This is a genomic window from Fredinandcohnia onubensis, from assembly GCF_002734215.1.
Classification (GTDB): Bacteria; Bacillota; Bacilli; order Bacillales; family Bacillaceae_L; genus Ferdinandcohnia; species Ferdinandcohnia onubensis.
Map to the genome: position 1 here is coordinate 447,954 of NZ_NSEB01000012.1, position 15,463 is coordinate 463,416.

The following is a 15,463-nucleotide window of genomic DNA, read 5'->3' on the forward strand; positions in this document are numbered from 1 at the left end:
GTTCTAGTTAACTAGTTTTAAAAGCTCCTCGTTATATTTTTCTGCATCTTCTGTCCATAAGCCCTTTTCTTTAAAGTATTTGATAGCGCCTGGATGATATGGTGCTGGTGGCTTCTCTTCAAACATAGATTGGTCAGACCATTCTTTTAACCAAGAAAATACAGGATGGAGCTCTTCATAATTTTCAAAAAGCGTTTTTACAATTTCATATGCAGTCTCTTCACTCATATTAGTAGACGCATTAAGAATAACGGGATATTCAAAGATAATCACAGGCTCTTCCACGAATCCACCACCTTGATACACAAAAGGTCTTGAACCAGGTATACCTTCAGCAACCTCCGCAGCTACCTCTTCAGGGAAGTTATCAAAATCCTCCGGTGATACATCTGCAATATTTAAAACTTTTAAACCTCCAACAGCGGCATCCGTTTCAATTGCTGCAGCTGTAAGTGGACTTGATCCCATTGCAGCGTCCACTCTTCCATCTCGAAGTGCTTCTAATCCTGCAGTTGGTGATGCTACTGGCACTGCTTCAACATCATCCCACGTTAAACCAACACTTTTCAGATGTAGTTCTACGAGAGATTGTGCTACCTGATTACCAGCATAACCTGACGCTATCCTTTTACCCTTTAAATCAGCAGTTTTTGATATACCTGAATCTTTTCTAACAATTAAGCCATTCGTAGGGGGATAATTTCCAATTACTAAAGTACGGATATTTTTATGAGCATTTTTATACCCAAATTCACCTTTAATTCCCCAAACAAGGTCTGGCGCAGAACTTAGACCCATATCAATTTGTCCATCATCTAATAGTGGGAAGAAAGCATTTGTTCCAGCATAAGGTTTGATTGAAGCTTTAATAGAAGACTTTGTACTTAGCACCTTAGCTATCCCTGCACTGGTAGAATTATAAGCTGATCCTTGAGGGTGCGTACCTAGAATGACATTTTCCTTCACACCCTCGCTTGTAGCTTTATCTCCATCAGATGAAGAAGACTTTCCAGTGTTAGAACTTCCTTCACTACTGCACGCAACTAGTAAAACGGACAAAAGCATGATTATACTTACTAAAGAAATATACTTCTTGCCAGTAAATTTCATAATTATATCCTCCAAGAATGTTTTTTTGGGTTACTTTGCAATGAACGCTTCTTCGCTATAGAGCCAATCAACATATTTAAAGTCGTCTTCTGTCCGATTTAACATAACTGTATTTCGTAATAGGATTGTCACAGGGTCTTCTGCATGTTTCATTTCTCCCCAAGTCCGAGCACCTCGTTGAACAGCTGAAGTTCTTGGAATTCTTTCATTTTGGTATTGTATTAATGCTTTTTCAATATCTTCCTGATACGTAAGTATCTTTTCTGTTAAACAGCATGCATCTTCGAGGGCCTGACAGGCACCCTGTGCCAAGTACTGTAGCATGGCGTGCGCTGAATCACCAAGTAGAGTTACGCGTCCAACAGTCCAATTGGAAACTGGTTCTCGATCAAACATTTTCCAGTTACGATCACGGTTAATATACTTTAACGAGTGTTGAAGTGTTGGGCAACATTTACTAAATGCCTCATCAAGTTCTTCTGGTGTTCCCCAATCCGCTTGACCTTTTTCATAACGTGTACTTTTAAACACGGCCACCTGATTTATGACCTTTTTTTCTCGTATTGGATACTGTACCATATGTAACCCTGGCCCAATCCACGTATACTTTTCGTCCCAATCAATTTGCACCTTCATTTCATCCATCGGGACGGTCCCACGATAGGCAACATATTGTGATGTTACCGGTTCATCATTTACAACAAATTTCCTAACTGTAGACCACAACCCATCTGCTCCGACAAGGAAACCACCATAATAAATATTGCCATTTTCACATGTTACCCTAACACTTTTATCGAGGTTCTCAATAGTTGACACCTTATGATTCACATAAGTTTTGACATTCTCTAACGAACGACATCCTTCAAGCAAAACGCTATGTAAATCCGTACGATGCATAACTACATAAGGGTAACCATATCGTTCACGAAAACCCTCCCCGAAGTTGAGGGCTGAGAGTTCTCGTTCTTTGATTGCATCCATAAATACATGCCTTTTAGGGAGGACAGAATACTTATAAACTTCTTCTAATAGTCCCATAGAGTCTAAGGCTCTTAATGCGTTGGGACCTAGTTGCAATCCCGCTCCTACTTCAGAGAATTGCGGTGCTTGTTCTAGTACAATAACTGTTTTACCTACTTTCCCTAAACTGTAGGCTGCTGCAAGACCGCCAATCCCACCTCCGACGACAATTACATCTGCTTCATTCGACATATTGTATTCACCTCGTTAAAAATATTAAATTCCAAGTATACATTGATTTAACTAAGCTAATTCTGGCTTAAATACTTCCTTAATTTCCTGATGGCCATTATTCTCCTCATAGGCTTCTTCTCTTTCAAAGTCGAATATTTCCATAATAGGCAGATCATTAGTAGAAAATAAGAACGCCTCTTCAGATTGGGATGTGTTTACGTGTTCATGCCAAACCCATGCTGGTAATGCAAAAAAGTCACCTGCTTCCCAATCAAATCGCTGTCCATCCATTATTGTGTAACCACTTCCTTTGTGAACATAATATACACAACTGTGAACATGTCGATGAGCTTTACCTTTGAAATCGATAGGAAGTTTTTGCATCCTCGCTCCAATTCTACCGTTAGCATCTTTGCCTGTTGAAGGGTTAATATACTCAACTGCATACCCATCAAAAACATCTGGCTCAAATTCAGATTGGCCATCGATTGCCTGTTTCGTTAAATCCCATTTATATCTTCCAAGTGGTGCTAGAGAAGGTTTGCGATCAGATATTGGTCTAACCATTCCTCCCTGGTACCGTTTTGTACTATAGTCATCAGGATATTCTAAAGGCTGCTTCTCCTCAGGATGACGCTCAAAAAATGAAGTGCTTAATGCTTGGAGGAATGGAATATCTAAACAGTCCATCCATAGTACTGTGTCGTCTCCTTCATTTGCATGGTCATGCCACGTCCACCCAGGAGTAATCATGTAATCACCTGGTTCAAAATTATATTTAATTCCATCTACAGACCCCGTTGCTCCTTGGCCTTCCATAATAAAACGAAGAGCTGATGTTTTATGACGGTGTGATGGAGCGACTTCACCAGGATTGATGGCTTGAACCGCTGCGTATAAGGTTTGAGTAGCCCCACCCCAACCATGAGGCTGCAGATGTTTCATACCTGGATTGATTAAATAAACGGCTCTACGATCAATTGATCCCAAACCCACACTTAGTAAATTTTTTGCTTTTTCAAGTTGATTCACTATTGTTTGCTTTTTCCACAAGTAAGGTATTGCTCTTGCTTTAGGTTGTGTAGGACTAAATACCGAAGACCAAAGTGGTCCTAAATTTAAATCATCTAATTCCTGATGGAAATCTACTAACTCTGGTGTTAGTTTGAGTTTTAGTTTATGTTCTGACATGCTTATCCCTCCATATTACTTTATATTTGGTTAACCTTTACCTTGTTTGTAAGTTCAGCATCCTCTTTATAGTCAACAGACACGGAGAACTCTCCAATTCTCTCAATATTAATTCTGATAGTATCCCCTTTGGTAATCGGTGCCACCCCTTCAGGTGTACCTGTTGTTACGATATCTCCTGGATAAAGGGTCATTACTTTTGAAGCAGCTTCCAAAAACTTATAACAATCATAAATTAAATCGCTAGTATTGGCGGATTGTCGAATTTCTTCGTTCACCCAAAGTTTCATCTGTAAGTTATTAGGATCTTCAACCTCGTCACCTGTAACAATCCATGGTCCTATAGGAGTAAATGTGTCAAAAGATTTCCTCCAAGGACGATCTTCTTTTCCACGAACTGTAATATCCATTAGTGCAAAATATCCAAAAATATAATCCGCTGCTTCTGAAGCAGGAACATCTTTTGCTTCACGTCCTACTACGAAAGCAATTTCTGCTTCATGGTCTGTTCTTCGGTCTTTAAACGGTAATAAAACCGTTTCATCTGGACCTATAATTGATGACGGCGCTTTCAAAAAGAAACCTAAACGATCTACTGTTAAAGCCACATTCATTTCCTCTTGATGAAGAACATAATTTATAGGTGCCGCAACGATTTTACTAGGATTTGGCACAGGTGCCCGCAATGAAACATCCTTTAAAAGGTAAGAGGGTAATGTTTTTAATTGCCCTTCTATTTCGTTTCTCTTTTCTTCAAAATTAGCCATAAATTTTACAAGTGACTTTTGAGGCTCATTTTTGTTCCACTCTACTAAACTACTAATATCAATTATGAATTCTCCATTAACAATGCCTAGACAATTATCATTAAACAGTGCGATTTTCATCTACTAAACCTTCTTTCGTATGCCATTTTTTTCAAATAGTTTATGATTACTCTAACGGCTTAGAAATTTGTATATTTTTAAGCACATTTTTGCGTAAACTTTGTAAATGTATGTTGGTAGCAACGACTGCAGCTCGAACATCACGATTTTTTACAGCCTCTAAAATGGCTCTGTGCTCAGCTAATGATTCAGCATAACGGTCTGGTGAAATCAACGTTTGTTTTCGAACTTGACGAACCAAATTTAAATTGGTTTCCATCATACTGACAAAAACAAAATTCTTAGTTGCCTCTGCTAACGCCATATGGAAGTTGCTATCTTCCTGCACCGCTTCGTTCGGAAACTTAAGCTTTTCTTCCATCCTACTTAGAACGCTTTCAATTTTTTGTATATCCTCATCATTAGCCCTTAAACTAGCTAATTCTGCTATTTTGGGTTCTAACGTTTCTCTAGCCTCTAAAAAGTATAAAATCGCAGTTTTCTCTAACATATCTACAGGATTAAACCGGTATTCCATCACCAAACCCTGATCAAAGTGTTGTATAAATCTCCCACCGCCTGGCTTTGATATTACAATCCCCTCAGACTCTAAAACTCTAAAGGCTTCCCTTAATGAAGTACGACTGCAACCTAGATCCTCAGCTAACTCACGTTCACTTGGCAACCGATCGCCAGGCTTTAATTTTCCTTCTTGTATTAAATCTCGAATCTGCTCTACGATTTTTTCATATAGTCTTTCGGTTCTACGAACGCCAGAAAAAATAGACTTGCTCATCTTATCGTGTCACCTCCTTATAAAGTGGGTCAATGGGCTATTGGCTAGCCCAGTTTAGTTAAATTCTATTATCACTATTTAAAATTGTCAATATATTTTATACATTCAAAATCTTACTAATGTTAAATATACTATTTCGATAAAATATAGTTTTCAACCTTCCAATTATTATTTACCAAGATGCTGCCACACAAATAGATACCACAAAATGTGGTATCTTCCTGTAAAATCAATAAGATTAAAAACCTATACAGTTAAGGGCATTACACCTATTTTTTTACTACACCTAAACAAATAGCAACTAAGATAGGAAGTAGTTCAATGCGCTCAATTTCTAACATAGATTGTCAATTACACTTGTTTAAAATTAACGATTGATATTATTACACTATAGAGAAAAAATTTGATATCTTACAAAAAATATTTCCATTTCGTCTTTTAAAACTGTCTTTATTATTCAAGTTCTACAAAAAATTAAGTAAACTCGATTTATTTCCTGTGGCCCTTTTCTACCTTCTGGCTTTGTAAATAATTGAATGGGGCCAATAAAAAGCGCAGACCCCGAAACTGCTAAGCATTACCATTATTTTGGTCAACTCCCAGAAAACCAGGCAGCAAGACTCCTTTCTCTTCAAAAAGAAAAATACCCGTTTATTTACCTGCAAAGGTTTAAAACGGGTATTGGGGTTATTAAATTCTATTCGTCAGCTTCCGCTTCTTCTTCGCCTGACATGTTATATTGATTTGGTAGTGTATCCCAGAAGCTTGTGTCCGCCTCTTCAATAGAACCATCCGCAATCGCTCTTACTGTGGAATCCAATGTAAGGATTGTTTGTTTAATCAAATAGCCATTACTCTTCTGTCCAAGTGCATATGATTCGATGTAATGGTCAGACATGCCGCGCATTTCAAACAGAAGCGTCGAAATGTCATAGCGGAGAGCAGCGCCATTTCTTCCAATGTTTTCCCCGCTTCCGCCAACATATTTTCCAATATGTCCCCAACCAGTGGATTGAAGAGTGTTATATACAATAGCACCCAACTTCTTGGAGCCTTCAAGAACTTCAGGATTCACATTAGGGTTGGTCGGGTAAAGAATCGATCCGGAAACCAGCTTGTCATCCACTGCACTGCGTGTCCCTTGGTGATGAAGATCAATCATATAGTCTATGTCGTACTTTTGTAATACATTTTCATGCAGGGATTTTGCTTCAGGCTGCATGTCGCTTACCGCCTTGTCATGCTCACGGTTCAAGTCGACATTGTTCGCATTATAGCGTGTCAAATGACGATCCCCACTGGCCAAGTAATTATCTAGCGAGAAGTTCACATCTCCCATTGCACCATCCGCATTCAACATCGGAATGACAAGAATATTGACATTTTCCAGAACCCCCATCGTCTTCGAAGTCCCTAGATGCTTGATAAATTCAAGCGCGCCTTCAGTTGTCAACTGCTCGTTTCCGTGCTGCTGGGTGAGGAAAAGGATGGTAGGATTCTCAGGATTGGAAATATATTTCGCCATGTAAATATCGCGTCCTTTTACCGTTTGGCCAATTACCTCAAGTTCCATGGCTTCCTGCTTAGCTTCCTGCGTTTTAAGATAATCTACCATGCTGTCATATGTATTGAGAATCGATGTTTGAATGGCGCCATTTCCCGTACCTGGCCCGTTGCCCACCGCACTGGCTGGCAGAGCTACAGCAGTTACTCCTCCCAAAGCCAACAAACCTGTCAAAGAAATTGTAAGCACCTTCTTTTTCATTTTCAAGAATATACCCCCCTGTTTTTTGCTTCATCTATAATACTAATTCAGTTCCACCGATATTTTAATAGAGTAGGTTACCTATCATTTAGACAAATTTCGATATACGAAATAAGTTCTTCAGAACTAGTTTAAGACCTAAAAAACAGCAGTTAAAGGTCTTTTGAATTGATCGAATAAGCACAGAAACAAATCTACTCTATTTATATGCTGTTTCACTATTATTTCAGCCTCCCTAATATTATCGTACAATATAAAACACCCACAAACGCTGACTTAACAACATCCGTGAATGTTTTATTGTATCTTACATGAACTCATTCGGATCTTAAAAAAACCAAGGATCATCACTCCAATTATATAAGTACCGTGTTTTTCACGGACCACTTGTGGTTATAACGACCTATCTGTGCCAAGTTTTTGGTTAGAACGATTGTTTAAATTCTTTCCCTTTGCCTTTAGTAATCTAACAAATTCATCCAAAACCTTCGTACGAAACGGCGAACCCAAAACAATGAAAAATTGTCTAGGAAACTGTAATCCACTCACATCAATTATCTTCAAATCACCACTTTTAAGCTCACTCGCTACTGCAAGTTCTGACAACAAACTAATTCCTAGTCCAGCCTTCACAGCCTCCTTAACTGACTGTGTACTACTAAACGTCATAATATTCTTCGGATCAATCCCAAGTTGTTCAAAAATCTTTTCCCCAGCTTCCCTTGTTCCAGAGCCCTCTTCCCTAAGAATCCACGGTTGCGCCTCAAGCTCTTTTAACTCCATCTCACCACATTCACCAACCAATGGGTTGTTTGGTAAAGCAATAATCACCATACGATCTGCTGCAAATCCCTCAATTTCAAGGTTCTTTTCCTCTTTGACATGACCTTCAATAATTCCAATATCAAGTTGATGTGCTTTCACCAACTCAACAATTCTTTCTGTGTTATCAATCTTAACTGTTGGCTGAACATCCGGATTCACCGTTTTCATATCTGCTAACACATGTGGAAGGACATACTCACCAAATGTATAACTCGCGCCAATTGACAACGGCCCTCTAACCTTATTTGTTAGTTCATCCAATAGTTTCTCCATTCGTGTATATAATCCGACAATCTCCTTTGCATGGTGGTATACAATCTCGCCCGCTTTATTTAATTGCACATATTTATTTGTTCGTTCAAGAAGTCGAACCCCAAGATTTTCCTCAAAAGTACGTATATATTGACTAACTGCAGGTTGAGTCATATGAAGCTCCTCAGCTGCTCGCGAAAAATTCCTCTTTTCTGCAACCATAATAAATACTTGTAATTGCTGATCCATTTTTCCACTTCCTTTCCTTCCATCTATTATAACAATTCACTTATCATAACTATAGTTAACACTTATTTTACTTATACATAGTCACCTATTATAGTAAAAGTAGGAGGTGTACATATGGCGTTAGCTGAATTAAAACAATTACCAATAAAAAAGACAAAACCGGAATTAGCATTGGTTGGTGGGGTTGCTTTTACATTTTTTATAGCACTTCTAGGGTACTTATTAGCACTTGTACCAGGATTTAGTAATGTAGGTCAAATGGCATGTGCCATCATTATTGCAATTGTCTACAGGCAGATTTTTGGATTTCCTGAAATCATTCGTTCAGGTATAACCTTTTCATCGAAACGAATGCTAAGACTCGCTATAATTTTGTATGGTTTAAAATTAAACATCGAGATGGTACTTAACGACGGGATTGGCCTATTAGTACGGGATGCACTAGTAATCATGTTTGCAATTTTTGCTATTATGTGGCTAGCAAAAGTTCTAAAAGCGGATCAAACAATCTCCTTATTACTCGGTGTTGGAACAGGCGTATGCGGGGCTGCTGCCATCGCAGCGGTTGCACCAATTATAAAATCAAAAGATGAGGATACTGCAATAAGTGTTGGGATAATCGCCTTGGTAGGAACTATTTTCGCTATTATTTACACAATCTTACGACCAATTCTACCGATTGACGCGATACAATATGGAATCTGGTCTGGAACAAGTCTTCATGAGGTCGCCCATGTAGCACTCGCAGCTGCACCTGGTGGAGAAGAGGCACTCGCTGTTGGACTACTAGCAAAATTAGGCCGTGTTTTCCTTCTCATCCCACTTTGCTTCATATTAATTTTCTTCATGAAAAGAAAGAATAACAACAATGAAACCGGCAAGGCAAAAATCGAATTCCCTTGGTTCCTGGTAGGATTTATCGTCATGAGTATTCTAGGAAGCTACGTATTTGGCTACTCCATTCCATTGTCCGATGATATAATGAATTTCGTTTTCACCCTTACCACATGGCTGTTAACCGCAGCAATGGTAGGGCTAGGCTTAAACGTAAGCTTAAAAGATGTCCGTGAACGAGCAATTAGACCTCTCATTGCGATTTCGATTACATCAATAGTGCTTTCGGTAGTTGTTTATTTTACGGTATAGGTAACAGTGACTCCCCGAATTTTGTCGATAATCAATAAAAGGGCCTGACCCCCAGCTTATAAAGCATTACAGCGCTGAGGTTAGGCTCTAGGGATACAGAGCAATACTCACACAAAGTTTAGGTCACAGTGACTCCCCGAATTTTGTCGCGAACTTATTTTTTTCAAGTCTAATCGGGGAAAGGGGTCAGAATACTTTGTACAGAGGGACAGGATCATTTCTCTCACGAAAACGATCACCTAATTCTAGTCCTTACCTTTCATAAAAACCCGCTATCGCTGGAAAGACCAAATGTTCCTTCCTCATTTCCCAAAACGTCGTCACTCTATGTTCTCGTAGCAGCTGTGTATTAAGTGAATACGGGTGACAATTTAGTGGTGTTTGATTAAACGTTTTGGCGAAGAACTCAATCGCCTCTTGTTCAAACTCGGCAAATATAAATACAAACTCATGCTGATTCTTCTTCAATGCGTATACACCGATCTTATGAAAGCCTAATACATTTTGTTCAATCATTTCCCTCACCTTTGCGTGGTCTGCAGCATTAAGATCCAATTTAGATTCGTCATCCTCCAATGAAACCATGCCCTCTTGCAGTATATGATGAATGTAATGGGCAAGACTGACTTCTTCGTAGCAAATCGCATCTATGTATAAATCTCTTACTTTCATATCGTTCTCTCCCTTTTGGGACGGAGGTTCCGTGTCCCAGCCCCTCGGCCTACTGCAATTATTGTTCAATCATCCCTGTATATTCGTTGTATGTAACTTGAATGGTTCCTACTGGACCGTTTCGGTTTTTGGAGACAATGACTTCAAGGAATGGATTTTCTGTTTCCTTGTCGTAATACTTTTCGCGATAGAGGAAAAGGATCACATCAGCATCCTGTTCTATGCTTCCGGATTCCCGAATGTCCGACATCATAGGACGTTTTTCAGCTCTTGTCTCGACAGAACGATTTAACTGTGCCAAACAAATCACGGGGCAATTAAAATCTTTCGCCATTGTTTTGAGATTCCTAGATATTTCCGTTACTTGTAGATGGGCGTTGCCTCCGTACAGTTCACTCGAGTGGATTAGTGTCAAATAATCTATGAAAATGATTGGTTTCATGTTTGGAAACTGGTGAAGCATCTTCCGTGTTTTCGCTCTCATTTCTGAAACAGTTTGACCGGCACCATCAAAAATTTGGATATTTGTTTCATTCAGATAGCCAATAATATCTGCCCAACGATCCTTTTGATTCTGACTTAACAATTTTAGAGGATCCCTCATTTTCAAACGATTATATCCTCCAGTTGAAGCTATTAGTCTAGTGGTGATCAGTTTTTCAGGCATTTCAAGTGAGAAGACAATCGGCAAATACCCTGCCCAGCCCGCTTCCTTGGCAAAATGCAGCATTACGTCAGTCTTTCCCATTGATGGTCTTGCTGCTAGAATCGTAACCTCTCCATCCTGGAAACCTCCCGTCATTTCATCAAGCTTTTTGATTCCGGAGGTGGCCGTTTTCATGACTTCCTGCTCCTGCCATGGAGCCTCATACATCTGGACCAATGCCTTATCAAGTGGCGTATGATCGTTTATCTTCAGCTGGTTGATTTTATCCAATTCGCTAATTACCTTCGTAATCTCCCAATTTCCCATACTAGCTAACGTCAAGATGTTCTTCTTTTCCCGCTCTTTCCATAGATCAATAATCAACGCCTCAAACTCTTCGAATTTCTCAATATCCGCATGTGAAAGCAGGCTCGATAGATAGGACATACCACCGAAGTTTTCAAGATCGGGCATAGTTGTTAGAGAGATCAAATCTATGCTTTTACCTGCATTACTAAAGTCAACCATCCGCCGCATTAATTCTTGATGAACGGTACCCTCTAGTTGTTCAGGATAAATCACCGTATCTTTAATTAAATAATTGGCCTTAATCAAACATCCTAAATAGGCAGTTTCTGCAAAATTCATCAGTCCTCACCTGCCGTTGGATCAAAATGATAGCTAGTCGGAATTTCTCTACCCTTTTTAATGGTTTTAACAGATTTCTGTTTTTCCTCGTTATACAAATCAATTTCATTAACCGTGAGTAACGATTCGTTATCCCAGTTTTTCAGAATTCCAACTACATAGTTTAGCCTTCGCTTATTGTTCGCGCAGGCAATATCCATCGCTTTTAAAATCACCTCTTTCGGATTCAAAAAGCTAGAATCATCCAACCAAGCTAACAATTGCTCCTTGGCGTTCACATTGTTCAACCCAAAGCCGTTTTGGTCCCAACACTCCACAATCTCCTGAATATCCTCTGTCTTAGATTCACGATCTATATTCAGGTAAAGAGCATGTTGTTGTTTTTTATTTTCTTTTTCTTTTCGTTTTTCTTTTTGCCCACGTATCGTACCACGAGTCGTCAACGTATCGTCTGAACGTGTGTTCGCGTGCTGAATCTGAGGTTCTTTTTCCCACCCCGATTGGGTCACAGGGACAGGTCCCTCGTCCCAGTCTGAAGTATTTTCATAAAAAGATTCATAGATCGTAAAAATATCATTTCGATCAATATTTTCAGCTACATATTCAATCAGCGTCGTATCTTCCACTTCTTCCAGTTCTGATACAACACAATCGATAACCGGTTTCCCGCCTTTTTGCAAGTTATATTTTCCCCAGTTTTTAATTGCGATTTCTCTTGTTTTGGGATTGTAACGAATAATTTTGTGGTGATTGATCATGCGATCCATCAACGCATGAATCGTCTCAATGGAATAACCCATATCAAAAGCCATCTCTTTTTTCGTAATTCGATAGATTCCAATTTGGGTTGTGTGGGAATTGGTTAGAAGATATAAAAAGAAGTACTTATCCTCCGGCGTCATCTCCTCCGAAACAACCGGATTCTTCCAAAAATCAGTCTTCACAATTCTATACTTTGCCATCAACATCACATTCCTTCCTTTGGGACAGAGGGACAGGTCCCTCGTCCCAGTCTAAGTTTCATGTCGAAGGGATAGCATACCTGGACCTTTTCTCAAATTTGAACTACCCCTCGACTTTGTTATAGAGAGGGGTTCAAGAAAAAGGGGCATCTCTATATGTGAAAGATTTGTGACGATATGATAGTAAAATATATTTGCACATGTACGAAAAAAAATAGCCCTTTTTTATAGGCTACTTTAAATGATACTTATTTTACTGAATAACAGAGGCTTTTAAAATCAAAGTGGGATGTTTTGAACTTTACTTTGCTCCAAAACTTATTTTTACCTTTGTAACATTTTTAAGCCGATTGTTTTTCAATATCAAAGCCAAGTTAAAATACACAAGACTATTTTCACTTTTGTCAATTTGAAAGCCTAATACAAAATTAATAAATAACCAAAATAATTGTTCCAATAAAGATTAACAAAATTGAAATTAGTAAATGTTTGTTTAATTTATCATCATTTTTTAGCATAAAGCTCATCAAAACAACAGTAAATACTGGTTCTAAACTTACCAAAATACTTGCATAAATAACTTGTATATATTGTAAGGAAGCATAAAATAATAACATGGCTATAGCTGTCATGACGCCCGCAAGCATATAATTACGATTAATAGATTGATATACTTCATGTACTCTTCCTTTTAAATCTTTAGTACAAAAAAACATAATAGTCATACAAATACTTGCAACGATAATTCCAAGATAAACACCTGCAATTGGATCATTAAATTCAGCCATTCCTGACTTCCTAAATATATCACCAATACCAAAAAAAACGGCTGATAATAAAGCAAAGATAACTCCTAACTTCTTACCATTGCTATTAAATTTTTTGTTTTCAACCCCGATAATTTGTTTAAATATACAGTAATAAATTCCACCTAATATCATTAGAAACGCAATGCTATCCTGAAAATTTAACTTCTCACCAAGAAATAAATAAGCTACTATAAACGTAAATAATGGAGAGCTATTTTTTATGGCAACAGCATTACCAGAACCTAGCTTGCGAATTCCCTCAAACAACGTCACTCTCCCTAAAAATAACACTAGGAACCCACCTATGACAAAGTTAAAAAACGCACTAAGACTTATTTCCTCTATTGTCGGATTAACTATCTGAGATATTCCAAATATGATTGTAAAAAAAATAAAATTTTGAATCATGGTAATAAAGGTGCCATTATCTTTTTGATTGGCCATTCCTTTTCTAATAAATATATAATTTAACGCAAAACAAAATCCCGCACTAATAGCTAGAAAATATCCCATTTATTCACCTGTTTTTTTATAAGATCCCTCTGCTAATGATCGAGCAGAGAGAACAAAAAATGGAAGTTTTAGTTAGATAATTGTGATCTTAATAATTCTGTTTTTTCATGATCGACCTCTAAAGTATTGGGATTTATTACAACACAATGTTCATTTAAAGCATACTCACAACTTATTTTTTCATCTTTTATATCTTCAATGATGAGTTCAATTTCTCTTTCATACGGATTTCCAAAACCTCCTCCACCAGCCTGCTCGTGAAGAAACACGTCGCTTTCTTTCATATCCATACTAAATTTACCTGGCATTATCTTTTTTTCTGTATCTGGATTAAGTACGTTTTTGGATTTACCTCCAGGTTTTCCACCCATTAATCCATATGGGGGCATATTAACTCGGTCAGCACGAACTTGGATTACTGCATCATGATTTAATAATCTGTATTGTCTCAATATCCCCAAGCCACCGCGGTATTTTCCGGCCCCACATGAATCCCGAATAAACTCATATTTTTCAATTCTAATTGGTTTTTTTGCTTCTAGAGTTTCGACTGGCGTATTCGATAGGTTTTGAGATGGATTTGTAATAGCTTCAACACCATCTGCATATGGTCTTCCGCCCCAAGCTCCACATATCATATCAACTATAATGAATGGTTTTCTAGACTCATCATAACCGCCGATTGATACTACTGTATTTCCACCTTCTCCTGCAGCAGGAACACGACTAGGAACAATCTGAGAAAGAGCACCGAACATGGTGTCTACTACACGATAACCCGTTAATGCCCTAGCAGCACATGCACCAGGTGATTCTGGATTTAACACTGAAGCTTTTGGGACTTTAACTTCAATTGCTCTGAACACTCCTAAATTATTAGGAACATCTTTATCTAAAATGCATCTGACACTTAGATAAGTACATGATTTCGTATATGATAGAGTTGAATTAATCGCTCCTTTTACTTGAGGCGAGCTACCTTCATAGTCCACTGTAATAGAATCTTCATGAACTGTGATTTTTACTTTAATTGGGATCGGTTCTTTTTGAAAACCATCATTATCAATATAATCCGTAAATTCAAATGACCCTTTTGGCCATTTACGGATTTCCTGCCGAGTCAAACGCTCTGCATAGTTTAATAACTCTTCCATGTAGATAACCATATTTTCTGATCCGTACCGTTCCACTAGCTTTAAAAATTCACGTTCCCCAACAACACAAGCAGCATGTTGTGCACGTAAATCTCCAATTACTAATTCTGGAACCCTGACATTTCTTTCAATAATACTAAATAACGTTTTATTTTCTTTACCTTTATCATAAAGTTTTGTTGGCGGGATTCTTAATCCTTCTTGAAAAATTTCCGATGAATCACTTGCATTTGATCCAGGCACACGTCCACCTACATCGGTATGATGAGTAATTGAGACTGCAAAACCTTGTAATTCATTATTATAAAATACAGGTTTAAACATAAAAATATCAGGTAGATGCATTCCACCCATATACGGGTCATTTAATATGATAACATCTCCTTGGTGTAAGTCATCCCCGTACATGTCTAAAATAACCTCAATGGCATCAGGGATTGCACCAAGGTGTAATGCAATTGTCTTCCCTTGAGCCATCATCTGCCCCTTTCGATCACAAAATGCAGTTGAAAAGTCCATAACATCTTTCACTATTTCTGAACGTGCAGTTCGAATAACTGTATATGCCATTTCATCAACCAATTGATCAAGTGCATTTTTTATTAAAGCAAATGAAATTGGATCAATCTTATTTTCTATTTGATTAATACCCATTTTATCCT

At 38.1% G+C, this 15,463-nt stretch carries 13 protein-coding genes; 1 reads left to right on the top strand and 12 read right to left on the bottom strand.

What is annotated here, in order from left to right; genetic code table 11:
- Window positions 1-3: 3 nt before the first annotated feature.
- The 7 genes from CKK03_RS16605 to CKK03_RS16635 all read right to left on the bottom strand — a co-directional run bounded on the left by CKK03_RS16605 (window position 4) and on the right by CKK03_RS16635 (window position 8,251).
- Entirely contained in the window at window positions 4-1,110 is a 1,107-nt protein-coding gene (locus CKK03_RS16605) for a TAXI family TRAP transporter solute-binding subunit (protein ID WP_099363649.1), read from the bottom strand.
- Window positions 1,111-1,140: 30 nt separating this feature from the next.
- Window positions 1,141-2,325 (bottom strand): FAD-dependent monooxygenase, encoded by a 1,185-nt coding sequence (locus CKK03_RS16610; protein WP_099363650.1) that lies wholly within the window; start codon window positions 2,323-2,325, stop codon window positions 1,141-1,143.
- A 51-nt stretch (window positions 2,326-2,376) separates the two neighbouring features.
- On the bottom strand, window positions 2,377-3,498 hold the full coding sequence (locus CKK03_RS16615; protein ID WP_099363651.1) for a cupin domain-containing protein: 1,122 nt from the start codon (window positions 3,496-3,498) through the stop codon (window positions 2,377-2,379).
- 20 nt (window positions 3,499-3,518) lie between these two features.
- Complete coding sequence (locus tag CKK03_RS16620; protein ID WP_099363652.1) at window positions 3,519-4,385, bottom strand: fumarylacetoacetate hydrolase family protein; 867 nt, start codon at window positions 4,383-4,385, stop codon at window positions 3,519-3,521.
- A gap of 46 nt (window positions 4,386-4,431) precedes the next feature.
- Window positions 4,432-5,160 carry a FadR/GntR family transcriptional regulator gene (locus CKK03_RS16625; protein ID WP_099363653.1) on the bottom strand — a complete coding sequence of 243 codons (729 nt, stop codon included), beginning with the start codon at window positions 5,158-5,160 and terminating at the stop codon, window positions 4,432-4,434.
- A gap of 697 nt (window positions 5,161-5,857) precedes the next feature.
- Entirely contained in the window at window positions 5,858-6,925 is a 1,068-nt protein-coding gene (locus CKK03_RS16630; protein WP_099363753.1) for a M14 family zinc carboxypeptidase, read from the bottom strand.
- 393 nt (window positions 6,926-7,318) lie between these two features.
- On the bottom strand, window positions 7,319-8,251 hold the full coding sequence (locus CKK03_RS16635; RefSeq protein WP_099363654.1) for a LysR substrate-binding domain-containing protein: 933 nt from the start codon (window positions 8,249-8,251) through the stop codon (window positions 7,319-7,321).
- Window positions 8,252-8,365: 114 nt separating this feature from the next.
- Between CKK03_RS16635 and CKK03_RS16640 the strand changes: the two genes are divergently transcribed.
- Window positions 8,366-9,397 carry a YeiH family protein gene (locus CKK03_RS16640; protein WP_099363655.1) on the top strand — a complete coding sequence of 344 codons (1,032 nt, stop codon included), beginning with the start codon at window positions 8,366-8,368 and terminating at the stop codon, window positions 9,395-9,397.
- A gap of 252 nt (window positions 9,398-9,649) precedes the next feature.
- Here the strand turns inward: CKK03_RS16640 and CKK03_RS16645 are convergent, their stop codons facing one another.
- The 5 genes from CKK03_RS16645 to CKK03_RS16665 form a co-directional block, all read right to left on the bottom strand.
- Window positions 9,650-10,069 (bottom strand): hypothetical protein, encoded by a 420-nt coding sequence (locus CKK03_RS16645; RefSeq protein ID WP_099363656.1) that lies wholly within the window; start codon window positions 10,067-10,069, stop codon window positions 9,650-9,652.
- Window positions 10,070-10,127: 58 nt separating this feature from the next.
- Window positions 10,128-11,363 (bottom strand): DnaB-like helicase C-terminal domain-containing protein, encoded by a 1,236-nt coding sequence (locus CKK03_RS16650; RefSeq protein ID WP_099363657.1) that lies wholly within the window; start codon window positions 11,361-11,363, stop codon window positions 10,128-10,130.
- On the bottom strand, window positions 11,363-12,325 hold the full coding sequence (locus tag CKK03_RS16655) for a DnaD domain-containing protein (RefSeq protein ID WP_245864166.1): 963 nt from the start codon (window positions 12,323-12,325) through the stop codon (window positions 11,363-11,365). Before CKK03_RS16655 ends, CKK03_RS16650 begins: the two co-directional genes overlap by 1 nt.
- Before the next feature lie 428 nt (window positions 12,326-12,753).
- Complete coding sequence (locus tag CKK03_RS16660; protein WP_099363658.1) at window positions 12,754-13,647, bottom strand: DMT family transporter; 894 nt, start codon at window positions 13,645-13,647, stop codon at window positions 12,754-12,756.
- Window positions 13,648-13,715: 68 nt separating this feature from the next.
- Window positions 13,716-15,455: a hydantoinase B/oxoprolinase family protein gene (locus CKK03_RS16665; protein WP_099363659.1), complete on the bottom strand. Its 1,740-nt coding sequence runs from the start codon at window positions 15,453-15,455 to the stop codon at window positions 13,716-13,718.
- Window positions 15,456-15,463 lie beyond the last annotated feature (8 nt).

Coding starts and splice junctions, on each gene's coding strand:
- CKK03_RS16665 (WP_099363659.1), bottom strand. CDS start 15,455: ATGGGTATTAATCAAATAGAAAATAAGATTGATCCAATTTCATTTGCT.
- CKK03_RS16635 (WP_099363654.1), bottom strand. CDS start 8,251: ATGGATCAGCAATTACAAGTATTTATTATGGTTGCAGAAAAGAGGAAT.
- CKK03_RS16640 (WP_099363655.1), top strand. CDS start 8,366: ATGGCGTTAGCTGAATTAAAACAATTACCAATAAAAAAGACAAAACCG.
- CKK03_RS16625 (WP_099363653.1), bottom strand. CDS start 5,160: ATGAGCAAGTCTATTTTTTCTGGCGTTCGTAGAACCGAAAGACTATAT.
- CKK03_RS16655 (WP_245864166.1), bottom strand. CDS start 12,325: ATGGCAAAGTATAGAATTGTGAAGACTGATTTTTGGAAGAATCCGGTT.
- CKK03_RS16610 (WP_099363650.1), bottom strand. CDS start 2,325: ATGTCGAATGAAGCAGATGTAATTGTCGTCGGAGGTGGGATTGGCGGT.
- CKK03_RS16630 (WP_099363753.1), bottom strand. CDS start 6,925: ATGAAAAAGAAGGTGCTTACAATTTCTTTGACAGGTTTGTTGGCTTTG.
- CKK03_RS16660 (WP_099363658.1), bottom strand. CDS start 13,647: ATGGGATATTTTCTAGCTATTAGTGCGGGATTTTGTTTTGCGTTAAAT.
- CKK03_RS16605 (WP_099363649.1), bottom strand. CDS start 1,110: ATGAAATTTACTGGCAAGAAGTATATTTCTTTAGTAAGTATAATCATG.
- CKK03_RS16650 (WP_099363657.1), bottom strand. CDS start 11,363: ATGAATTTTGCAGAAACTGCCTATTTAGGATGTTTGATTAAGGCCAAT.
- CKK03_RS16620 (WP_099363652.1), bottom strand. CDS start 4,385: ATGAAAATCGCACTGTTTAATGATAATTGTCTAGGCATTGTTAATGGA.
- CKK03_RS16645 (WP_099363656.1), bottom strand. CDS start 10,069: ATGAAAGTAAGAGATTTATACATAGATGCGATTTGCTACGAAGAAGTC.
- CKK03_RS16615 (WP_099363651.1), bottom strand. CDS start 3,498: ATGTCAGAACATAAACTAAAACTCAAACTAACACCAGAGTTAGTAGAT.